Origin of the sequence: Streptomyces sp. NPDC090088 (assembly GCF_044747345.1) — a bacterium.
Classification (GTDB): Bacteria; Actinomycetota; Actinomycetes; order Streptomycetales; family Streptomycetaceae; genus Streptomyces.
In genome coordinates, this window is sequence record NZ_JBIVDZ010000001.1 from 1729699 (window position 1) to 1750062 (window position 20364).

Consider the following 20364-nt stretch of genomic DNA (forward strand, 5'->3'; position numbering starts at 1 on the left):
ACGGCGAACCGAAATGCGTACCGCAGGAAAACCCGGAAAACACGGCTTCATTGTTGTGGAATCCGGACGTTGTCCGTGGCGCGTGCACGCATACGGGATGGCGGATTCGCGCATGGCGGGCGAATCCGGGGAAGGAGGAGTCAGACGCGGGCCGGCGAAGCCTGCCTGCGCCACTCACGGGGCGTCAGCCCGTAGCGCTCCCGGAAGAGCTTGCTGAAGTGCGACGCGCTGTCCAGGCCCCAGCGTTCGGCGACGTTGGCGACCGTCAGATGCGCGGTGCGCGGATCGGCCAGATCGTCACGACAGCGCCCCAGCCGCTCGTTGCGGATCCACAGGGCGGGGCTGGTGTTCTCGTCCTGGAAGAGCAGCTGGAGATAGCGCAACGAGATGTTGTGGCTCCTGGCCAGCACGCTCGGGCTCAGCTCCGCGGAGCCCAGCCGGGCCCGCGCGAACGTCTTGACGCGGTGCAGCAGCGCTTGGCGGGCCGCCGCGGGATCGTCGCCCGCCCTGCCGAGCTTTTCCGCGCACACGGCCGTGACCAGGCTGGCGACACTGGTGCCCAGCTGGTCCGCGACCGTCATGTCGAGCTCGGTCATGTGCAGCGCCGCGCTGCGCAGCAGGCCGGCGAGGAGCACGCTGGCCCCCCTGGCGCCGGACCAGGTCGCCGCGCGCAGCGGATGTTCCAGCCCGACCCTGAGGTCGACCAGACGGTGGTCGAACTTCACGCTCACCATGTGGATGGGGCGCCGCATGCTCATCCGGAAGGGGCGGGAGCTGTCGTGGGAGAAGAGGTTGCCGGTCCGGGCGACTGCGGTGCGCCCGCCCTGGCTGACCTGGACCTCGCCGTCGAGGACGCAGGTCAGATAGAGAGGGGTGAAGGCGGCCTGGCCGGCCAGGCGTTCGGTGCGCTCGACGGAGTGCGGGCCGGCCTGGACGGTGGCGAGCTGGACGGTGCCGAAGGTGCCGGAGGCGATGGCCCCGTGGAAGTCGCCCGGATCCGTCCGGTAGACGTGCAGCGGCCCGCAGGCGTCGGCCACCATCTCCCCCCAGGTATGGAAACTGTGGTGCAGATGTGAATCCCGCGTACGCAGAATCCGCACCGGTTCCCCCGTGTCGATGAGCGCGGTCTTCATGACCGGTGCCCAGCCGGAATGGACCCGGGTATGCCAGTGCCTCGTCGTGGGCGGGGCATGAAAACTCCTTTCCTTGCCATACAAACCGGTAGGAGTAGTTCTCGGTGACATTCTGTGCCAGTGTCCGGCCGGGCTGGCAGTAACGTTTACGCCATGGTCAAAGTCGCAATTGTTGACACTGTGTACCTCCTGGTGGCCGTGTCGGCACCGGCCCTGTGCACTGGGTAGTTCACACAGATTTCATGACGCGAAACACGACCGACGGCTCGCTGTCGGATGCCCCCGGGCCGGCGTGGCCGAAAGGGCGGTCCCGGGTCCCGGTTCGCGCCGGTCGGCGCGGCCGGCCACCGGCACGACGTGACAGGACGACCGGAAAGCCGTTCTTGACGTCACGCCCTGCCGGTGCAGGAGGCCGCCCGCTACGCCACGGGCCCGCCGCCGTGCACGACCTCGTGCTCCCACGCCGTACGGGGCTGGTTGTGCAGCCGCCAGTAGTGCTCGGCGATCTCGTCGGGGTCGTAGGCGGTACCGGGTGCGACGGCGCCGGGTACGGTCACCGAGGCCACATGGACACCCGCCGGACCGTACTCCGCGTCGAGCAGGCTGACCAGGGTGCGCACCCCGAATTTTCCGAGACCCAGACTGACGTAGCCGGGGTCGGGGCGCGGCATGCCCCCGGTGACCAGGATCGATCCGTGCCCCCGCGCGGCCATGGCCGGAGCCACGTGCGCCGCGGTGCTGAGCGCGCCGACCACGTTGACGGCCCAGGCGTCCAGCTGGCCGCGCGCGTCCAGTTCGCCCGGGGCGTCCCGGCGGATCAGTGCCGCGTTGTAGACGGCCACGTCGATCGGCCCGAGTTCCGCCGCGGCCGTGTCCAGCGCGGTGTGCAGCGCCGTCTCGTCCGTGCTGTCCGCGGTGAGCGCGAGGACCTTCCCGCCGCCCTGCCCGATCTCCGCGGCCACCCGGGTCACGGTCTCCTCGCGGCGCGCGATCACGGCGACCGCCAGCCCCCCGCGCGCGAACCGGTCCGCGACGGACTTGCCGATCCCCGGCCCCGCACCGACCACCACTGCCGTCGTCACCATCAACTCCCGTGTGTCTGAGGACAGTTACGACCGGAGCGTATGTTCCAGGAGCGGTGGGACCCATTCCGCTCGGGGCCCGGGCCACCCGGAAGGGGGAACCGCGGTCACGGAGCGTGGCGGCGGGCCGGGCCGTCGGCCCGCGGGCGGGGACGCCGTACGAACGACACCGGGGCGGCGGGAGAGTTCCCGCCGCCCCGGTGGTGGTGCGTCACCGTCTCACGGAGAGGCCGGCGGATACAGCGACCTCGGCAGCTGGGCCGCCGCGGCCGAGTCCAGCAGCCACAGGGTGCGCCGACGGCCCTGGGCGCCCGCTGCCGGGGCCTGGATCTCGCCCGCGCCCGAGAGGGCGATGGCGACGGCCTCGGCCTTGTCCTCGCCCGCCGCGAGCAGCCAGACCTCGCGGGCCGAGCGGATGGCGGGGAGGGTGAGGGAGACCCGGGTCGGCGGCGGCTTGGGGGCGCCGTGGACGCCGACCACCGTGCGTTCCGTCTCGCGGACCGCGGGGAGCTCCGGGAAGAGCGAGGCCACGTGGGTGTCCGGGCCGACGCCCAGCATCAGGACGTCGAAGGTCGGCACCGGACCGTGGTTCTCGGGGTCGGCCGCGGCGGCCAGCTCCGCCGCGTAGGCCTCGGCCGCCGCGTCCACGTCCGTGCCCCAGGGGCCGTCCGACGCGGGCATGGCGTGCACGCGCTTCGGGTCCACCGGAACCTGGTCGAGCAGGGCCTGGCGGGCCTGGGTGACATTGCGCTCCGGGTCGCCCTCGGGCAGGAACCGCTCGTCGCCCCACCACAGGTCGAGCCGGCCCCAGTCGATGGCGTCCCTGGCCGGGGCCGCCGCCAGGGCCGCCAGCAGGCCGTTGCCGTTGCGGCCGCCCGTGAGGACCACGGACGCCTCGCCCCGGGAGGCTTGGGCGTCCACGATCTTCGTGATCAGACGGGCCGCGGCGGCCTGCGCCATCAGCTCCTTGTCGTGGTGCACGACCAGCTGGGGAGTGCTCATGTCGCCTTCGCCCTCTTCTTCAGCGGTGCCGGTTCCTGCGGCGCCGCCTCTGCCGCGGGAGCCTCGGCAATGGCTTCGGGCTCTGCTCCGGGCTCGGCGACGGGCTCTGCTCCGACGAGCTCGGATCCGACGGTGACCGGTGCTCCTTTGGGCGAGGAGTCCGGGACCGGGAGCACCGCCGTCGCCGACGCGTTCAGCCGCTCCACCCCGAACCGCAGCGCCGAGGCGTAGGTGTCGTCCGGGTCGAGCCGCCGCAGTTCCTCGGCGATCAGCTCGGCCGTCTCCCGCCGCTTCAGCGCCACCGCCCGGTCCGGCTGACCGTCGATGGACAGGGTGGCGAGGGAGCCGTCCGCGCGGTCGAGCGCGATCGCGCCCTCGCTGGTGTCGAGCCGGACCGCCGTCAGACCGGGACCGGCCGACAGCGACCGCCGGACGGGGACGTCCAGCCGGTCCGCGAGCCACATCGCCAGCAGCTCACAGCTCGGGTTGAACTCCTCGCCCTCCACCTCGACGGCCTTGACCTCGCAGACCACCTGGTCCAGGGCCGCCGCCAGCATCGAGCGCCAGGGCGTGATCCGGGTCCAGGACAGGTCCGTGTCGCCGGGCGTGTAGGTGTCCGCGCGGGCGGACAGCTCCCGTACCGGCTGCTCGGAGGAGTAGGTGTCGGTGACCCGGCGCTGGGCGAGGGCGCCCAGCGGGTCCTTCGCCGGGTCGAGCGGGGCGTTCACCGGCCACCAGACGACGACGGGCGCGTCCGGCAGCAGCAGCGGCAGCACGACCGAGTCGGCGTGGTCGGCGACCTCGCCGTGCAGCCGCAGGATCACCGTCTCGCCGGAGCCCGCGTCCGCGCCCACCCGGACCTCGGCGTCCAGGCGGGACGTCGTACGGTCGCGGGGGGAGCGGGAGACGCGCTTGATGACGAGCAGCGTGCGCGAGGGGTGCTCGTGCGAGGCGTCGCCGGCGGCCTTCAGGGCGTCGTACGCGTTCTCCTCGTCGGTGACGATGACGAGGGTCAGCACCATGCCCACGGCGGGCGTGCCGATGGCCCGGCGGCCCTGCACCAGCGCCTTGTTGACCTTGCCGGCCGTGGTGTCCGTGAGGTCTATCTTCATGGCCGGCGCCAGCTCCGTCCGTCTCGTGCGAGCATCTCGTCGGCCTCGGCGGGACCCCAGGTGCCCGACTTGTACTGCGCGGGCCGGCCGTGCGTGTCCCAGTACTCCTCGATCGGGTCGAGGATCTTCCAGGACAGCTCGACCTCCGCCGTGCGCGGGAAGAGGTTGGAGTCGCCGAGCAGCACGTCCAGGATCAGCCGCTCGTAGGCCTCCGGCGACGACTCGGTGAAGGACTCGCCGTAGGCGAAGTCCATCGAGACGTCCCGGATCTCCATCGAGGTGCCCGGCACCTTGGAGCCGAAGCGGACCGTGATGCCCTCGTCGGGCTGGACGCGGATGACGATCGCGTTCTGGCCGAGTTCCTCCGTCGCCGTGTGGTCGAAGGGGGAGTGCGGGGCCCGCTGGAAGACCACCGCGATCTCGGTGACCCGGCGGCCCAGGCGCTTGCCGGTGCGCAGGTAGAAGGGGACGCCCGCCCAGCGGCGGTTGTCGACCTCTACCTTGACGGCCGCGTAGGTGTCGGTCTTCGACTGGGCGTCGATGCCGTCCTCTTCGAGGTAGCCGATGACCTTCTCGCCGCCCTGCCAGCCGGCCGCGTACTGGCCGCGCACGGTCGAGGTGCCCAGGTCCTTCGGCAGCCGTACGGCGCCGAGCACCTTCTCCTTCTCGGCGGCCAGCGCGTCCGCGTCGAAGGAGGCGGGCTCCTCCATGGCGGTCAGCGCCATCAGCTGCAGGAGGTGGTTCTGGATGACGTCACGGGCGGCGCCGATGCCGTCGTAGTAGCCGGCCCGGCCGCCGATGCCGATGTCCTCGGCCATGGTGATCTGCACGTGGTCCACGAAGGACCGGTTCCAGATCGGCTCGAACATGGTGTTGGCGAAGCGGAGCGCCAGGATGTTCTGGACGGTCTCCTTGCCGAGGTAGTGGTCGATCCGGAACACCTGGTCCGGTTCGAACACCTCGTGCACGACCTTGTTGAGCTCCTCGGCCGACTTCAGGTCGTGGCCGAAGGGCTTCTCGATGACCGCGCGCCGCCAGGAGCCGCCGGTCTGGTCGGCCAGACCGTGCTTCTTCAGCTGCTGGATGACGACCGGGAAGGAGCGCGGCGGCACGGAGAGGTAGAAGGCGAAGTTGCCGCCGGTGCCCTGCGCCTTGTCCAGCTCCTCGATGGTGGAGCGGAGGCGCTCGAACGCGTCGTCGTCGTCGAAGGTGCCCTGGACGAAGCGCATCCCCTGGATGAGCTGCTGCCAGACCTCCTCGCGGAACGGGGTGCGGGCGTGTTCCTTGACGGCGTCGTGGACCTCGGCGGCGAAGTCCTCGTTGGCCCACTCACGGCGGGCGAAGCCGACCAGGGAGAAGCCCGGCGGCAGCAGACCCCGGTTGGCGAGGTCGTAGACGGCGGGCATGAGCTTCTTGCGGGAGAGGTCGCCCGTGACGCCGAAGATGACCAGGCCCGACGGCCCCGCGATACGCGGGAGCCGTCGGTCCGCGGGGTCACGAAGCGGGTTCGCTCCGGAACCGGAAAAGGGGGACAAGATGTCAGCCCTCCGAGGGAGCCAGGCGCTCCAGCTCCGCCTGGGTCGACTTGAGCAGGTCGTTCCAGGACGCCTCGAACTTCTCGACGCCCTCGTCCTCCAGTACCTGGACCACGTCGTCGTACGAGATCCCGAGCGCCTCGACGGCGTCCAGGTCGGCGCGGGCCTGCTCGTACGTGCCGGTGATCGTGTCGCCGGTGATGCCGCCGTGGTCCTCGACCGCGACGAGGGTGGCCTCCGGCATGGTGTTCACCGTGTTCGGCGCCACCAGGTCGTCGACGTACAGGGTGTCCTTGTACGCCGGGTCCTTGACGCCGGTGGAGGCCCACAGCGGACGCTGCTTGCGGGCGCCCGCGCTCTCCAGGGCGGTCCAGCGGGCCGAGGAGAACACCTCCTCGTACGCCTGGTAGGCGAGCCGCGCGTTGGCGACGGCGGCCTTGCCGCGCAGCGCCTTGGCCGCGTCGGTGCCCAGGTCGTTCAGGCGCTTGTCGATCTCGGTGTCCACCCGGGACACGAAGAACGACGCCACCGAACGGATGAGCGACAGGTCGAGGCCGCGCTCCTTGGCCTTCTCCAGACCGGCCAGGTAGGCGTCCATGACCGCGCGGTAGCGCTCCAGCGAGAAGATCAGCGTGACGTTGACGCTGATACCGAGGCCGATGACCTCGGTGATCGCCGGCAGGCCCGCCTGGGTGGCCGGGATCTTGATCAGGGTGTTGGGGCGGTCGACCAGCCAGGCCAGCTGCTTGGCCTCGGCGACGGTCGCCGTCGTGTTGTGCGCCAGGCGCGGGTCGACCTCGATCGACACCCGGCCGTCCTGGCCGTCGGTCGCGTCGAACACCGGGCGCAGGATGTCGGCGGCGTCACGGACGTCCGCCGTCGTGATCATGCGGATGGCCTCTTCGACGGTCACCTTGCGGGCGGCGAGATCGGCGAGCTGCTGGCCGTATCCGTCACCGCCGCTGATCGCCTTCTGGAAGATCGACGGGTTGGTGGTGACGCCCACGACGTGCTGCTGGTCGATCAGCTCGGCGAGGTTGCCGGACGTGATCCGCTTGCGCGACAGGTCGTCCAGCCAGATCGCGACGCCTTCCTCGGAGAGGCGCTTGAGTGCGTCTGTCATGGAATTACATCTCCTACGTGTCGTTATGAGCGTCAGCGCTGGGCGGCGGCGATGGATTCCCGGGCCTTGTCGGCCACGTTCTCGGCAGTGAAGCCGAACTCCTGGAAGAGCACCTTGCCGTCGGCGGAAGCACCGAAGTGCTCCAGGGAAACGATGCGGCCGGCGTCGCCCACGTACTTGTGCCACGTGAGACCGATACCCGCCTCGACCGAGACACGAGCCTTGACGGACGGCGGCAGAACGCTGTCCCGGTACCCCTGGTCCTGCTCCTCGAACCACTCCACGCACGGCATGGACACGACGCGCGTGGGCACACCGTCGGCCTCCAGCTGCTCGCGCGCCTCGACGGCGACGTGCACCTCGGAACCGGTGGCGATGAGGATGACCTCGGGGGCCCCGTTCGAGGCCTCGAAGAGGACGTAACCGCCCTTGACGGTGTCCTCGTTGGACTCGTACACCGGCACGCCCTGGCGGGTCAGCGCGAGGCCGTGCGGGGCGCCCTTGCCGAACACCTTGGTGTAGCGCCTGAGGATCTCGCGCCAGGCGATCGCGGTCTCGTTGGCGTCCGCGGGGCGCACGACGTTGAGACCGGGGATGGCGCGCAGCGAGGCGAGGTGCTCGACCGGCTGGTGCGTCGGGCCGTCCTCGCCGAGGCCGATGGAGTCGTGGGTCCACACGTACGTCACCGGCAGGTGCATCAGCGCCGACAGGCGCACGGAGTTGCGCATGTAGTCGGAGAAGACGAGGAACGTACCGCCGTAGACACGGGTGTTGCCGTGCAGGGTGATGCCGTTCATCTCCGCGGCCATGGAGTGCTCGCGGATACCGAAGTGGATGGTGCGGCCGTAGGGGTTCGCGCCCGGCAGCGGGTTGTCCGCCGGCAGGAACGAGCTGTCCTTGTCGATGGTCGTGTTGTTCGACCCGGCGAGGTCGGCGGAACCGCCCCACAGCTCAGGGATCACGGCACCGAGGGCCTGGAGCACCTTGCCGGAGGCCGCGCGGGTCGCGACACCCTTGCCGGGCTCGAAGACCGGGATCTTCTCCTCCCAGCCCTTGGGCAGCTCGCCCGCGGCGATGCGGTCGAACTCGGCCGCGCGCTCGGCGTTGTTGTCCCGCCACAGCTGGAAGGACTTCTCCCACTCGGCCTTGGCGGCCGCGCCGCGCTCCCCGGCCTGCCGGGTGTGGGCGATGACCTCCTCGGCGACGTCGAAGTTCTTCTCCGGGTCGAAGCCGAGGACGCGCTTGGTGGCCGCGACCTCGTCCGCGCCGAGCGCCGAGCCGTGGGCGGCCTCGGTGTTCTGCGCGTTCGGGGCGGGCCAGGCGATGATCGAGCGCATCGCGATGAAGGACGGCTTGTCCGTCACCTTCTTCGCGGCCTCGATCGCGTTGTAGATGGCGTGCGGGTCCAGGTCGCCGTCCGGCTTCGGCGCGATGCGCTGGACATGCCAGCCGTACGCCTCGAACCGCTTGACGGTGTCCTCGGAGACGGCCGTCTCGGTGTCGCCCTCGATCGAGATGTGGTTGTCGTCCCACAGCAGGACCAGGTTGCCGAGCTTCTGGTGGCCGGCCATCGAGGACGCCTCGGCGGAGATGCCCTCCTGGAGGCAGCCGTCACCCGCGATGCAGTACACGAAGTGGTCGAAGGGCGACTCGCCCTGCGCGGCCTCCGGGTCGAACAGACCGCGCTCGTAGCGGGCGGCCATCGCCATGCCCACGGCGTTGGCGACACCCTGGCCCAGCGGACCGGTGGTGGTCTCCACGCCCTTGGTGTGGCCGTACTCCGGGTGGCCGGGGGTCTTCGAGCCCCAGGTGCGGAACGCCTCCAGGTCCGCCAGCTCCAGACCGAAACCGGCCAGGTAGAGCTGTGTGTAGAGGGTCAGCGACGAGTGACCGGCGGACAGCACGAAGCGGTCGCGGCCCACCCAGTCGGGGTCGGACGGGTCGTGCCGCATCACCTTCTGGAAGAGGGTGTACGCGGCCGGCGCCAGGCTCATCGCCGTACCCGGATGGCCGTTGCCGACCTTCTGTACGGCGTCGGCGGCCAGGACGCGGGCGGTGTCTACGGCCCGCTGGTCCAACTCGGTCCAGTCGAGGTCTGTGGTGGTCGGCTTGGTGCTCACCCTGAGTCAGGGCTCCTCTCCACATGTTCGGATACCGGTCCTCGGGCATACGCCCACACCGGCTGCCGGTGGCCTGGGTGCCCACCGGCCGTTGTCGAGCCTACCCCCGTAAGGACGTGCATTTTTTCGAGTGTTTCCAGACTGCCGGGCCTTGCGGGGATCCGCCTCCCGACTGGCCGGGAAGGCATTCGGCACATGAATACGGAGCCGCTCATCTGACTGCTCAATCGAGCCACCCCGCCCCTCTCCCGAGACGCCCCCCAACACGACCCCACCCCCGCGAAGGTCGGGGTATGGGCAACGTCTAAAGTGGCGTGGTACGCGCGAGCCTTTACCGTGAGTTCACACGGCGGGGCTCGCTGGGAGTCTCTGTCAGGGGTGTGCGTGACGGCCGTCGAATCCCGTCCAGCGGGGGTACTCGGTGCGAGCGAGAGCCCGAGTCACCGGCCGTTCGGGGCCCGTGTCAAAGCTTTCGTGGCGCTGACCAAGCCACGGATCATCGAGCTGCTGCTCATCACCACCGTTCCGGTGATGTTCCTCGCGCAGCAGGGCGTGCCCGATCTGACGCTGGTGCTGCTCACCTGCGTCGGCGGCTACCTGTCCGCGGGCGGCGCCAACGCGCTGAACATGTACATCGACCGGGACATCGACGCGCTGATGGACCGCACCTCGCAGCGTCCGCTGGTGACCGGCATGGTCAGCCCGCGTGAGTGCCTCGCCTTCGGCATCAGCCTGGCGGTCGTCTCCACGCTGCTGTTCGGCCTCACCGTCAACTGGCTGAGCGCCTGGCTGTCACTCGGAGCGCTCCTCTTCTACGTCGTCGTCTACACGATGATCCTCAAGCGCCGTACCTCGCAGAACATCGTGTGGGGCGGGATCGCCGGCTGCATGCCGGTGCTGATCGGCTGGTCGGCCGTCACGGACTCGCTCTCCTGGGCGCCGCTCATCCTCTTCCTCGTCATCTTCTTCTGGACGCCGCCGCACTACTGGCCGCTGTCCATGAAGGTGAAGGACGACTACGCGCGCGTGGGCGTGCCGATGCTGCCGGTCATCGCCTCCAACAAGGTGGTCGCCAAGCAGATCGTCATCTACAGCTGGGTGATGGTCGCCGTCTCCCTCCTCCTGACCCCCCTCGGCTACACCGGCTGGTTCTACACCCTGGTCGCCCTGGCGGCGGGCGGCTGGTGGCTGTGGGAGGCACACGCCCTACAGCACCGCGCGAAGTCCGAGGTGTCGGGCGGGAAGCTCAAGGAGATGCGCCTGTTCCACTGGTCCATCACCTACGTCTCCCTGCTCTTCGTGGCCGTGGCGGTCGACCCCTTCCTGAGGTAGGGGTTCCTGAGGCAGGGGTCACTCCGCCCCTCCGTCGCCAATCGATCTACCCGTCGGTAGCATCCTGTCCATGGCAGACACGCAGCAGGTTGAGGCGGACCAGAAGGCCGAGCGCAAGGTCGCGCGCCTCGCCAAGCAGATCAGCACCTTCGCCAAGGCCCACGGCGGCGCCGAGGGCCAGGTGGCCTACATCGGCGAACGCGGCGCCCGCATCGTCCTCGTCGGCGCGGACGGCGGCTGGGGCGACCTGGTGGCCCCGAGCACCGAGATCGCCCAGCAGGCGGTGGAGAAGGCGGGCATCACCGTCCACGAGTCCTTCGACGGCGAGTTCGCGGCCAAGGTCCAGACCGGCCCGTACGAGTGGAAGCGCATGGCCGGCATCCAGATCGGCGGCTGAACAACGCGCCCCCTTGGGGGCGCGGGGCTGCATCTGATATGCGGCTCCGCCGCGTGGGCGCGACCAGCCACACACGGCCCGCACCCGCCGTACAACCGGTACCACCCACCCCGGACCGCGACCTCCATCCCGGTTCACCCGTTAAGACGGTCAAGTAGCCGTCCACACGGGAGCCAGGATGATCGAAACGCCGTCCTTGGTGGACCAGTACTGCCACGGAGTGCTGCGCACGGAGCTGGGCCTCGGCACCTTCGAGGCCCAGCTCGCCCGCACCGAAGGCCCCCCGGCCCCCGGCACCACCCTCTTCGACACCCAGACCGGTTTCGCGGTACGCCGCTGGTGCCCCCCGCTCCTCGGCCTGGAACCCCACTGCCCGCCCGCCCGCTACCTCGCCCGGCGCCGTGAACTCGGCGTCCTGGAGGCGGGTCGCCGGCTCCTGCGCGGCAGCGGCATCACCACCTACCTCGTCGACACCGGCCTGCCCGGCGACCTCACCGGCCCCACCGAGATGGCCTCGGCCGGTGACGCGGAGGCCCGCGAGATCGTCCGCCTGGAACTCCTCGCGGAGCAGGTCGCCGACACCTCCGGCACCGTCGAGTCCTTCCTCGCCAACCTCGCCGAGTCGGTGCACGGCGCGGCGGCGAACGCGGTCGCCTTCACCTCGGTCGCCGGTCTCCGGCACGGCCTCGCCCTGGCCCCCGAGCCGCCCGGCCCCGGCGAGGTGCGGGGCGCGGCCGGCCGCTGGCTGGCGGCCCGCCGGGTCGGCGGCGAGCTGTCCGACCCGGTGCTGCTACGGCACCTGCTGTGGATCGCGGTGGCCTCCGGCCTCCCCCTCCAGCTGCACGCGGGCCTCGGCGAACCCGGCGCCCGGATCGACCGTACCGACCCGGTCCTGCTCACCGACTTCGTCCGGGCCACCGCAGGGCTGGGCACCGACCTGGTCCTGCTGCACGGCTACCCCTACCACCGCCACGCCGCCCACCTCGCCGGTGTCTTCCCGCACGTCTACGCCGACTCCGGCGCGGCCCTGGTCCGTACCGGCGCCCGCGCCGCGACCATCCTCGCCGAGATCCTGGAACTGGCCCCCTTCGGCAAGATCCTCTTCTCCAGCGGCGCCCACGGCCTGCCCGAACTGCACGTGGTCGGCGCCCGGCTCTTCCGCGAGTCGCTCGCCCGGGTGCTGGGCGGCTGGGCCGCCGAGGGCGCCTGGTCGCTGGGCGACGCCCAGCGGGTGGCGAAGCTGATCGCGGCGGGGAACGCGAAACGGGTGTACCGCCTGGACTGAGCTGTACAGACTGGGCGGATGGACACCGAGACGTTACTGGCCCGCTTCGTCCGCGAGCTGTCGTCACTGGACCCGGTCGCCGTCTGGGCGCACGGCTCGCTCGCCGCCGGTGACTACCAGGAGGGCCGCAGCGACCTGGACCTGATCGCGGTGCTGCCGGGCCCGCTGACCCCGGGCGTCGTATGGCGGATCGCCACCGCCCACGCCCGCCTGCGGAAACTCCCGCTCGCCGCGGGGCTGCACTGCACCTATCTGACCCCGTCGACGGCGGCCGACCCTGGCCGTCGCCATCTGACCTGGGCGCACGAGGAGCTGTTCAGACGGACGGTCACCCCGGTGACCCGGCGCGAGCTGCACGCCTTCGGACGGGTGCTGCACGGCCGCCCGCCCGCCGGGCTGCTGCCGCCGGTGGAGGACCGGGAGCTCACCGACTTCGTCGTCCGCGACCAGCGCGACTTCTGGCGGCCCGCCCTGGACAACGCCCCGCTGTGGACCCGGGACGTCTGGGTCGACCTGGGGCTGATCACCTTCGCCCGGGCCACCGTCACCGCCCGCGAGGGCCGGCTGATCTCCAAACGCGAGGCACTCGACCTGCTGCCCGGCCTGGGCGCCCCCACCGAGGTCGTCGAGGACGTACGCAGCCGCCGCTACGACACCCCCGCGCCGCCCACCGGGCAGTGGACGGCAGACCGGGCCCGCCTCACCCGGGACTACTTGGTCCCGGCGATCGACGCGCTCACCGCGTCGTACGACTGAGCGGGCAGCCCGGCCGTCACGTCGGCGCGCTCCCGCAGGGACAGCAGGACCCGCAGCACGCCGATCCACACCAGGCAGGAGCCGAACATGTGGAGGCCGACCAGGACCGTCGGCAGGTGGGTGAAGTACTGGACGTAACCGATCACGCCCTGGCCGAGCAGGATCAGGAACAGGTCGCGGACGCGGTCGCGCGGCCCCTGGGGCGCGCCGACGCCCTTGAGGAAGAACCACAGCGCGAAGGTCAGCGACACCACGACCCAGGCCAGCACCGCGTGCAGCTCGGCGACGCCCGACCAGCTGACGTCGATGCGCTCGACATCGCCGGAGTCGCCCGGGTGCGGTCCCGCGCCGGTCACCACGGTGCCCGCGGCGATCAGCAGCAACGACACCACCACCAGGGCCCACACCAGCTGCTGCACGGCCTTGCCGACCAGCGGCCGCGGCTCCCCGTCGCCCTCGCCGGTGCGCTGCCACATCACGGCGGCGACCGTGATGAGGGCCGTCGCCAGCAGGAAGTGGGCGGCGACGGTGTACGGGTTGAGCCCGACCAGCACCACGATCCCGCCGAGGACCGCGTTGCTCATCACCAGCCAGAACTGCGCCCAGCCCAGCCGGGTCAGGCCGCGCCGGTACGGCTTCTCGGACCGGGCGGCGATGATCGCCCAGCCGACCGCCGCGCACAGCACGTACGTCAGCATCCGGTTCGTGAACTCGATGGCGCTGTGGTAGCTCAGCGCGTTCGTCGGGGTCAGCGAGCCGGCGGTGCACTCGGGCCAGGTCGGGCAGCCGAGGCCCGAGCCGGTGAGCCGCACCGCACCGCCGGTGACCACGATGACCACCGACATGACGAGCGCGGCGAGCGCCGCCCGCCGGACGGTCCGGGGCTGCGGAGTCCAGCGGTCGGCGATGAAGGCGAGCGGGTTGCGCAGCGCCGCTACGGCGTCGGCGGGGGTCAGCTTTGGCACGCGCACCATCGTAGGGGGCCGCTTGTGCATGCGTTCACGAGGGTCACTCCCAGCGGAAGAAACGGCCCGCGGCGGCCAGCCCCAGCACCGCCCACACGCCGAGGATCCCCAGGTCGCCCCAGGGTGTCCCGGCCCCGTGCTGGAGCACGTCCCGCAGCCCTTCCGACAGGGCGGAGACGGGCAGCAGGCCGAGGACGTCCTGGGCGCCGCCGAACTTGTCCAGCGGGACGATGACCCCGCCGCCCACGAGCAGCAGCAGGAAGACCAGGTTGGCGGCGGCCAGGGTCGCCTCCGCCTTCAGGGTGCCCGCCATCAGCAGGCCCAGGCCGGAGAAGGCGGCCGTGCCGAGGACCAGCAGGAGCAGGACGGCGAGGGGGTTGCCGTGCGGGGACCAGCCGAGGGCGAAGGCGATCACCGTCAGCAGGATCACCTGGAGGATCTCCGTGACCAGGACCGACGCGGTCTTCGCGGCCATCAGGCCCCAGCGGGGGAGCGGGGAGGAGGCGAGCCGCTTGAGGACGCCGTAGCGGCGCTCGAAGCCCGTCGCGATGGCCTGGCCGGTGAAGGCCGTGGACATGACGGCGAGGGCGAGGATGCCGGGGGCGAGGAAGTCGACCGACTTGCCCGCGCCCGTGTCGACGACGTCCACCGAGCTGAACAGGACCAGCAGGAGGGTTGGGATGACGACCGTCAGCAGCAACTGCTCGCCGTTGCGCAGCAGCATCCGCGTCTCCAGGGCCGCCTGCGCCGTGATCATGCGGAGCAGCGGGGCGGCGCCCGGCCGGGGGGTGTACGTGCCGGTGCCGGTGTCGGTCGCGGTGGTCATGAGCGCAGCTCCTTGCCGGTCAGCTCAAGGAAGACGTCTTCCAGGGTGTGGCGTTCGACCGAGATGCGGTCCGGCATCACCCCGTGCTGGGCGCACCACGAGGTCACCGTGGCCAGCAGCTGCGGGTTGACCTTGCCCATGACCCGGTAGGAGCCCGGGGTCAGCTCGGCGGCCGAGCTGTCGGCGGGGAGCGCCTTGAGGAGCGAGCCGACGTCGAGGCCGGGGCGGCCGGTGAACCTCAGGGTGTTCTCGGCGCCGCCCTTGCACAGCTCCTCGGGGGAGCCCTGGGCGATCACCCGGCCGGCGTCGATGATCGCGACGTCGTCGGCGAGCTGCTCGGCCTCGTCCATGTGGTGGGTGGTGAGGATGACCGAGACGCCGTCGGTGCGCAGGTCCCGGACCAGGTCCCAGGTGGCCCGCCGGGCCTGCGGGTCGAGGCCGGCCGTCGGCTCGTCGAGGAAGACCAGTTCCGGGCGGCCGACCACGGCCATGGCGAGCGCGAGGCGCTGCTGCTGGCCGCCGGAGAGGCGCCGGTACGAGGTCCGGCCGCAGCCTCCCAGGCCCAGCCGTTCGATCAGCGCGTCCACGTCGAGCGGATGCGCGTGCAGTCTGGCCACGTGCCGCAGCATCTCGTCCGCGCGGGCGCCGGAGTAGACGCCGCCGGACTGGAGCATCACGCCCACCTTGGGGCGCAGCTCGGCGGACTGGCGTACGGGGTCGAGGCCCAGGACGCGCACCGAGCCGGAATCCGGCCGGCGGTACCCCTCGCAGGTCTCGATCGTCGTCGTCTTGCCCGCTCCGTTGGGGCCGAGTACGGCGGTCACCCCGGGTCGGGCCACCAGGTCGAGGCCGTCCACGGCGGTCTTCGTGCCGTACCGCTTCACCAGGTCCCGCACCTGGACCACGGGCTCACTTCGCATGGTGACAGAGTCTAAGGACGCCCGGCGTCACCCGGACGGCCGGGTGCTAGATCTCCTCCTCACGGGGTCGGTGTACGGCCAGCCACCGCTCGGCGTAGGCCACGGCTTCGGCCATCGGGAACAGCCGGGTCTCGGCCGCGCCGACCGTGCCGCGGACGACGACCGGGCGGTCGCGTTCGAAGTCGTAGCCCAGTTCGTCGAAGCGGTCGGAGGTGATCGACACCTCCGTCACCTCCTCCCAGCCGCCGCCGGGCGCGGGCCTGCCGACCGCGACGCGCGGCGAGGGGATGCGGTATTCGGCCAGGTGGAAGGTGGTGCAGGTGGCGTAGCCGGTGCCGAGCATCAGCACCCGCGCGTCCAGTTTCTCCAGCCGGGCCAGCGGGCTCTGCTCGCCGAGCCGGCAGTCGGGGGCGTGCCCCTCGGTGATCTCGGCCGCGCGGGGGCCGATCGCCGCGAAGGAGGTCTGCGGGTGCGCGCTGCGCAGGGCGCCCGGCCAGTTCCGTACGGTCTCGGGGATCACCCCGACCCCGCGCGAGGGCGTGCGCAGGGGGTCGTACTCCGGCATGGTCGCCCGGATCGTCGGCCACCACTCCTCGGGCACCGGCGGGTGCTGCCAGACCGCCGGGTCGGAGAGGTCACCGGTCTGGGTGGGGACCACCAGGGTGCCGTCCGTGCCGAGCGCGTCGAGGAGCCCCTGGACGACGGCCACGGCTCCGCCGTTGACCCAGCCGAGGGAGCTGAGGGAGGTGTGGGCGAGGAGGGTCTCGCCGGGCTTGACACCGAGGGCGCGAAGCTGCTGCGCGAGGGTGTCCCGCGTGACAAGAGGGCCGGTCGGAGGGGGTGTGGGCATGGTTCCGGAGTCTTGCGGAGGGGGCGGTCGCGCGCCACCGGTTTGGCCGAGGGATGATCGATCAAAGATCGTTTCCGCAGGTCAGATTAGGTATGCCTAAGTGACGCAGGGCACCGTCCGGTCGCCCGGACGCGGCTTGCCTGCCTCTGAGGAATTACGCAACAATGGCGTTGTGAAAAACGTCGACGAGGCTCGGGAGACCCCCATCGGGGTCCCGCAGGAGGAGCTGGCGACCGGTGAGCGTTCGACGCGCAACCGGGTCGCGCGGTCGATCCTGGACCACGGCCCGTCGACCGTCACCGAGCTGGCCGGACGCCTGGGCCTGACCCCGGCGGCCGTACGCCGGCATCTGGACGCGCTGGTCGCCGACGATGTCGTGGAGGCACGCGAGCAGCGGGTGTACGGCGCACGGACCCGTGGCCGCCCCGCCAAGGTCTTCGCCCTCACCGACTGCGGCCGGGACGCCTTCGACCAGTCGTACGACAAGCTGGCCGCCGACGCGCTGCGCTGGATCGCCGAGCAGGGGGGCGGCCAGGAGGCGGTCGCCGCCTTCGCCCGGGCCCGGATCACCGCCCAGGCGCGCGCCTACCGCAAGGCGATCGAGAGCGTGCGCCCCGACGAGCGGGCCGAGGCGCTGGCCAGGGCGCTGAGCGTGGACGGGTACGCTGCCACGGCGCGCAGCGCACCGGTCGGCGAACAGCTGTGCCAGCACCACTGCCCGGTCGCCCATGTCGCGGAGCAGTTCCCCCAGCTGTGCGAGGCGGAGACGGAGATCTTCGCCGAGCTGCTCGGAACACATGTCCAGCGACTGGCGACCATCGCGCACGGCGACGGCGTCTGCACGACGTTCATCCCCAAGATTTCCACTGACGCATCCGCAAGCACGGCCGGGAGGAACCCCGCATGACTCTCCCCACGGAGACTGCCCACCCTGAGCTGGAAGGCCTGGGCAAGTACGAATACGGCTGGGCCGACTCCGACACGGCCGGCGCCTCTGCCAAGCGCGGCATCAACGAGGACGTCGTCCGGGACATCTCCGCGAAGAAGTCCGAGCCGGAGTGGATGACCAAGCTCCGTCTCAAGGGCCTGCGCCTCTTCGAGAAGAAGCCCATGCCGAACTGGGGCTCCGACCTCTCCGGCATCGACTTCGACAACATCAAGTACTTCGTGCGCTCCACCGAGAAGCAGGCGGAGTCCTGGGAGGACCTGCCCGAGGACATCAAGAACACCTACGACAAGCTGGGCATCCCGGAGGCGGAGAAGCAGCGCCTGGTCGCCGGTGTCGCCGCCCAGTACGAGTCGGAGGTCGTCTACCACCAGATCCGCGAGGACCTGGAGGAGCAGGGCGTCATCTTCCTGGACACCGACACCGCGCTGAAGGAGCACCCGGAGCTCTTCAAGGAGTACTTCGGCACCGTCATCCCCGTCGGTGACAACAAGTTCGCGTCGCTGAACACCGCCGTGTGGTCGGGCGGCTCCTTCATCTACGTGCCGAAGGGCGTGCACGTCGAGATCCCGCTCCAGGCCTACTTCCGGATCAACACGGAGAACATGGGCCAGTTCGAGCGGACCCTGATCATCGTCGACGAGGGCGCCTACGTGCACTACGTCGAGGGCTGTACGGCCCCGATCTACAAGTCGGACTCGCTGCACAGCGCCGTGGTCGAGATCATCGTCAAGAAGAACGCCCGCTGCCGCTACACGACCATCCAGAACTGGTCGAACAACGTCTACAACCTGGTCACCAAGCGCGCCGTCGCCTACGAGGGCGCGACCATGGAGTGGATCGACGGCAACATCGGCTCCAAGGTGACGATGAAGTACCCGGCCGTCTACCTGATGGGCGAGCACGCCAAGGGCGAGACCCTCTCCATCGCCTTCGCGGGCGAGGGCCAGCACCAGGACGCCGGCTCCAAGATGGTCCACATGGCGCCGAACACCTCCTCCAACATCGTGTCGAAGTCCGTCGCCCGTGGCGGTGGCCGCACGTCCTACCGCGGTCTCGTCGAGATCGGCGAGGGCGCCGCCGGCTCCAAGTCCAACGTGCTCTGCGACGCGCTGCTGGTCGACACCATCTCCCGCTCGGACACGTACCCGTACGTCGACGTCCGCGAGGACGACGTGTCCATGGGCCACGAGGCGACCGTCTCCAAGGTCTCCGAGGACCAGCTCTTCTACCTGATGAGCCGCGGTCTGACCGAGTTCGAGGCGATGGCGATGATCGTGCGCGGCTTCGTCGAGCCGATCGCCAAGGAACTGCCCATGGAGTACGCCCTCGAGCTCAACCGGCTGATCGAGCTCCAGATGGAGGGCGCGGTCGGCTAAGCGCCACCGCCGCTCCCGTCAAGCCACTCACGTAAGAAAGCGAGCAGACCGACAGCCATGGCTGAGGCTCAGAACTCCCCCACCTCCGGCTTCGCTTCGGCGGGGGGACCCCCACCGGTGGGTTCCACCACCGCCGGCGCCATCGCGGTGGCCGCCGAGTCGACCGTCGCGACGCGCATGAGCGCGCCCCCGTCCTTCGACGTCGCGGACTTCCCGGTCCCGCACGGCCGCGAGGAGGAGTGGCGGTTCACCCCGCTGGAGCGCCTGCGCGGGCTGCACGACGGCACGGCGGTCGCCACCGGCGACAGCCTGAAGGTCGCGGTGGAGGCCCCCGAGGGCGTCACCGTCGAGCTGGTCGGCCGCGACGACCCCCGGCTCGGCCGGGCCGGCGCCCCCGTGGACCGGGTCGCCGCCCAGGCGTACTCCGCCTTCGAGCAGGCCGGCGTGGTCACCGTCCCCAAGGAGACGGTGCTCACCGAGCCGATCCGGATCAGCGTGCACGGCCAGGGCGGCGTCGCCTTCGGCCACCAGGTCATCGAGCTGGGTGCCTTCGCCGAGGCCGTCGTCGTCATCGACCACACCGGTGACGTGGTCACCGCCGCCAACGTCGAGTACGTCCTCGGCGACGGCGCCAAGCTCACCGTCGTCTCCGTCCAGGACTGGGACGACAAGGCCGTCCACGTCGCCCAGCACAACGCCCTGGTCGGCCGCGACGCCAGCTTCAAGTCCGTGGTCGTCACCTTCGGCGGCGACGTCGTACGGCTCCACCCGCGCGTCGCCTACGCCGGCACCGGCGGCGAGGCCGAGCTGTACGGCCTGTACTTCACCGACGCCGGGCAGCACCAGGAGCACCGCCTGCTGGTCGACCACAACACCCCGCACTGCAAGTCCAACGTCGCCTACAAGGGCGCGCTCCAGGGCGACGACGCGCACGCGGTGTGGATCGGCGACGTCCTCATCGAGGCCAAGGCCGAGGGCACCGACACCTACGAGATGAACCGCAACCTGGTCCTCACGGACGGCGCGCGGGTCGACTCGGTGCCGAACCTGGAGATCGAGACCGGCGAGATCGTCGGCGCCGGCCACGCCTCCGCCACCGGCCGCTTCGACGACGAGCAGCTCTTCTACCTGATGGCCCGCGGCATCCCGCAGCACGAGGCCCGCCGCCTCGTCGTCCGCGGCTTCTTCGCCGAACTGGTCCAGCAGATCGGTGTCGCCGACATCGAGGAGCGCCTGCTCGCCAAGATCGAGGAGGAGCTGGAGGCCTCGGTCGCATGACCAGCACCTTCGTACGCGCCTGCGGGCTGAGCGAGCTGGAGGAGGACACCCCGAAGCGGGTGGAACTCGACGGCACGCCGGTCTCGGTCGTGAAGACCGAGGGCGAGGTGTTCGCGATCCACGACATCTGCTCCCACGCCAACGTCTCGCTCTCCGAGGGCGAGGTGGAGGACTGCCAGATCGAGTGCTGGCTGCACGGCTCCAGCTTCGACCTGCGCACCGGCAAGCCGTCCGGCCTCCCGGCCACGCGCCCCGTCCCCGTTTACCCCGTAAAGATCGAAGGGGACGACGTGCTCGTCTCCCTCACCCAGGAGTCCTGAGGC

General features: G+C 70.8%; 19 protein-coding genes. 8 read left to right on the top strand and 11 right to left on the bottom strand.

What is annotated here, in order from left to right:
* Window positions 1-140 precede the first annotated feature (140 nt).
* The 7 genes from ACIPSJ_RS07645 to tkt all read right to left on the bottom strand — a co-directional run bounded on the left by ACIPSJ_RS07645 (window position 141) and on the right by tkt (window position 9107).
* A complete protein-coding gene (locus ACIPSJ_RS07645) occupies window positions 141-1133 on the bottom strand; it encodes a helix-turn-helix domain-containing protein (RefSeq protein WP_401344289.1) in 993 nt (330 codons plus the stop codon).
* A gap of 419 nt (window positions 1134-1552) precedes the next feature.
* Entirely contained in the window at window positions 1553-2218 is a 666-nt protein-coding gene (locus ACIPSJ_RS07650; RefSeq protein ID WP_359222092.1) for an SDR family NAD(P)-dependent oxidoreductase, read from the bottom strand.
* Between the two features lie 216 nt (window positions 2219-2434).
* Window positions 2435-3217, bottom strand: coding sequence for a 6-phosphogluconolactonase (gene pgl / locus ACIPSJ_RS07655; RefSeq protein WP_359222090.1), 783 nt, complete (start codon window positions 3215-3217; stop codon window positions 2435-2437).
* Window positions 3214-4329 (bottom strand): glucose-6-phosphate dehydrogenase assembly protein OpcA, encoded by a 1116-nt coding sequence (gene opcA / locus ACIPSJ_RS07660; RefSeq protein WP_359222087.1) that lies wholly within the window; start codon window positions 4327-4329, stop codon window positions 3214-3216. The genes pgl and opcA overlap by 4 nt, the downstream gene beginning before the upstream one ends.
* Entirely contained in the window at window positions 4326-5864 is a 1539-nt protein-coding gene (gene zwf / locus ACIPSJ_RS07665) for a glucose-6-phosphate dehydrogenase (protein ID WP_355715272.1), read from the bottom strand. Before zwf ends, opcA begins: the two co-directional genes overlap by 4 nt.
* A gap of 4 nt (window positions 5865-5868) precedes the next feature.
* The gene (gene tal, locus ACIPSJ_RS07670) at window positions 5869-6987 is read right to left on the bottom strand and encodes a transaldolase (RefSeq protein WP_393655603.1); all 1119 of its coding nucleotides are present in this window, start codon (window positions 6985-6987) and stop codon (window positions 5869-5871) included.
* A gap of 32 nt (window positions 6988-7019) precedes the next feature.
* Window positions 7020-9107 carry a transketolase gene (gene tkt / locus ACIPSJ_RS07675; RefSeq protein WP_401344293.1) on the bottom strand — a complete coding sequence of 696 codons (2088 nt, stop codon included), beginning with the start codon at window positions 9105-9107 and terminating at the stop codon, window positions 7020-7022.
* Window positions 9108-9485: 378 nt separating this feature from the next.
* On the opposite strand from tkt, the gene ACIPSJ_RS07680 reads away from it, so the two are divergent.
* From ACIPSJ_RS07680 to ACIPSJ_RS07695, 4 genes are all read left to right on the top strand, one after another.
* Window positions 9486-10439, top strand: coding sequence for a heme o synthase (locus tag ACIPSJ_RS07680; RefSeq protein WP_359222081.1), 954 nt, complete (start codon window positions 9486-9488; stop codon window positions 10437-10439).
* A gap of 70 nt (window positions 10440-10509) precedes the next feature.
* A complete protein-coding gene (locus ACIPSJ_RS07685) occupies window positions 10510-10836 on the top strand; it encodes a hypothetical protein (RefSeq protein WP_365680673.1) in 327 nt (108 codons plus the stop codon).
* Between the two features lie 178 nt (window positions 10837-11014).
* Window positions 11015-12121, top strand: a complete 1107-nt coding sequence (locus ACIPSJ_RS07690; protein WP_359222077.1) for an amidohydrolase family protein — start codon at window positions 11015-11017, stop codon at window positions 12119-12121.
* Between the two features lie 18 nt (window positions 12122-12139).
* Window positions 12140-12877 carry a nucleotidyltransferase domain-containing protein gene (locus tag ACIPSJ_RS07695; RefSeq protein ID WP_401344296.1) on the top strand — a complete coding sequence of 246 codons (738 nt, stop codon included), beginning with the start codon at window positions 12140-12142 and terminating at the stop codon, window positions 12875-12877.
* On the opposite strand, the gene ACIPSJ_RS07700 is transcribed toward ACIPSJ_RS07695, so the two are convergent.
* Genes ACIPSJ_RS07700 through ACIPSJ_RS07715 form a run of 4 tightly spaced genes read right to left on the bottom strand, consistent with a single transcriptional unit; the run spans window position 12832 to window position 16438 of the window.
* The gene (locus ACIPSJ_RS07700; protein WP_401344298.1) at window positions 12832-13851 is read right to left on the bottom strand and encodes a heme A synthase; all 1020 of its coding nucleotides are present in this window, start codon (window positions 13849-13851) and stop codon (window positions 12832-12834) included. The genes ACIPSJ_RS07695 and ACIPSJ_RS07700 overlap by 46 nt on opposite strands.
* A 34-nt stretch (window positions 13852-13885) precedes the next feature.
* Window positions 13886-14668, bottom strand: a complete 783-nt coding sequence (locus ACIPSJ_RS07705; protein WP_401344300.1) for an ABC transporter permease — start codon at window positions 14666-14668, stop codon at window positions 13886-13888.
* Complete coding sequence (locus ACIPSJ_RS07710) at window positions 14665-15588, bottom strand: ABC transporter ATP-binding protein (protein WP_355715251.1); 924 nt, start codon at window positions 15586-15588, stop codon at window positions 14665-14667. Before ACIPSJ_RS07710 ends, ACIPSJ_RS07705 begins: the two co-directional genes overlap by 4 nt.
* 46 nt (window positions 15589-15634) lie before the next feature.
* On the bottom strand, window positions 15635-16438 hold the full coding sequence (locus ACIPSJ_RS07715) for an aminoglycoside N(3)-acetyltransferase (protein ID WP_401344302.1): 804 nt from the start codon (window positions 16436-16438) through the stop codon (window positions 15635-15637).
* Between the two features lie 172 nt (window positions 16439-16610).
* Here ACIPSJ_RS07715 and ACIPSJ_RS07720 point away from each other — a divergent pair, with 172 nt between their 5' ends.
* Genes ACIPSJ_RS07720 through ACIPSJ_RS07735 form a run of 4 tightly spaced genes read left to right on the top strand, consistent with a single transcriptional unit; the run spans window position 16611 to window position 20361 of the window.
* A complete protein-coding gene (locus ACIPSJ_RS07720; protein WP_359222065.1) occupies window positions 16611-17345 on the top strand; it encodes a metalloregulator ArsR/SmtB family transcription factor in 735 nt (244 codons plus the stop codon).
* Window positions 17342-18763 (top strand): Fe-S cluster assembly protein SufB, encoded by a 1422-nt coding sequence (sufB, locus tag ACIPSJ_RS07725; RefSeq protein ID WP_189260921.1) that lies wholly within the window; start codon window positions 17342-17344, stop codon window positions 18761-18763. The genes ACIPSJ_RS07720 and sufB overlap by 4 nt, the downstream gene beginning before the upstream one ends.
* A 57-nt stretch (window positions 18764-18820) precedes the next feature.
* A complete protein-coding gene (sufD, locus tag ACIPSJ_RS07730) occupies window positions 18821-20041 on the top strand; it encodes a Fe-S cluster assembly protein SufD (protein WP_359222062.1) in 1221 nt (406 codons plus the stop codon).
* Complete coding sequence (locus tag ACIPSJ_RS07735) at window positions 20038-20361, top strand: non-heme iron oxygenase ferredoxin subunit (RefSeq protein WP_355715238.1); 324 nt, start codon at window positions 20038-20040, stop codon at window positions 20359-20361. Before sufD ends, ACIPSJ_RS07735 begins: the two co-directional genes overlap by 4 nt.
* Window positions 20362-20364 lie beyond the last annotated feature (3 nt).

What these genes read in the sequence shown, in the direction of transcription:
- ACIPSJ_RS07700 (WP_401344298.1), bottom strand. Translation starts at nt 13,851, where the DNA reads ATGGTGCGCGTGCCAAAGCTGACCCCCGCCGACGCCGTAGCGGCGCTG.
- sufD (WP_359222062.1), top strand. Translation starts at nt 18,821, where the DNA reads ATGGCTGAGGCTCAGAACTCCCCCACCTCCGGCTTCGCTTCGGCGGGG.
- sufB (WP_189260921.1), top strand. Translation starts at nt 17,342, where the DNA reads ATGACTCTCCCCACGGAGACTGCCCACCCTGAGCTGGAAGGCCTGGGC.
- ACIPSJ_RS07715 (WP_401344302.1), bottom strand. Translation starts at nt 16,438, where the DNA reads ATGCCCACACCCCCTCCGACCGGCCCTCTTGTCACGCGGGACACCCTC.
- ACIPSJ_RS07690 (WP_359222077.1), top strand. Translation starts at nt 11,015, where the DNA reads ATGATCGAAACGCCGTCCTTGGTGGACCAGTACTGCCACGGAGTGCTG.
- opcA (WP_359222087.1), bottom strand. Translation starts at nt 4,329, where the DNA reads ATGAAGATAGACCTCACGGACACCACGGCCGGCAAGGTCAACAAGGCG.
- tal (WP_393655603.1), bottom strand. Translation starts at nt 6,987, where the DNA reads ATGACAGACGCACTCAAGCGCCTCTCCGAGGAAGGCGTCGCGATCTGG.
- ACIPSJ_RS07650 (WP_359222092.1), bottom strand. Translation starts at nt 2,218, where the DNA reads ATGGTGACGACGGCAGTGGTGGTCGGTGCGGGGCCGGGGATCGGCAAG.
- pgl (WP_359222090.1), bottom strand. Translation starts at nt 3,217, where the DNA reads ATGAGCACTCCCCAGCTGGTCGTGCACCACGACAAGGAGCTGATGGCG.
- ACIPSJ_RS07645 (WP_401344289.1), bottom strand. Translation starts at nt 1,133, where the DNA reads ATGAAGACCGCGCTCATCGACACGGGGGAACCGGTGCGGATTCTGCGT.
- ACIPSJ_RS07705 (WP_401344300.1), bottom strand. Translation starts at nt 14,668, where the DNA reads ATGACCACCGCGACCGACACCGGCACCGGCACGTACACCCCCCGGCCG.
- ACIPSJ_RS07695 (WP_401344296.1), top strand. Translation starts at nt 12,140, where the DNA reads ATGGACACCGAGACGTTACTGGCCCGCTTCGTCCGCGAGCTGTCGTCA.
- ACIPSJ_RS07735 (WP_355715238.1), top strand. Translation starts at nt 20,038, where the DNA reads ATGACCAGCACCTTCGTACGCGCCTGCGGGCTGAGCGAGCTGGAGGAG.
- ACIPSJ_RS07685 (WP_365680673.1), top strand. Translation starts at nt 10,510, where the DNA reads ATGGCAGACACGCAGCAGGTTGAGGCGGACCAGAAGGCCGAGCGCAAG.
- ACIPSJ_RS07710 (WP_355715251.1), bottom strand. Translation starts at nt 15,588, where the DNA reads ATGCGAAGTGAGCCCGTGGTCCAGGTGCGGGACCTGGTGAAGCGGTAC.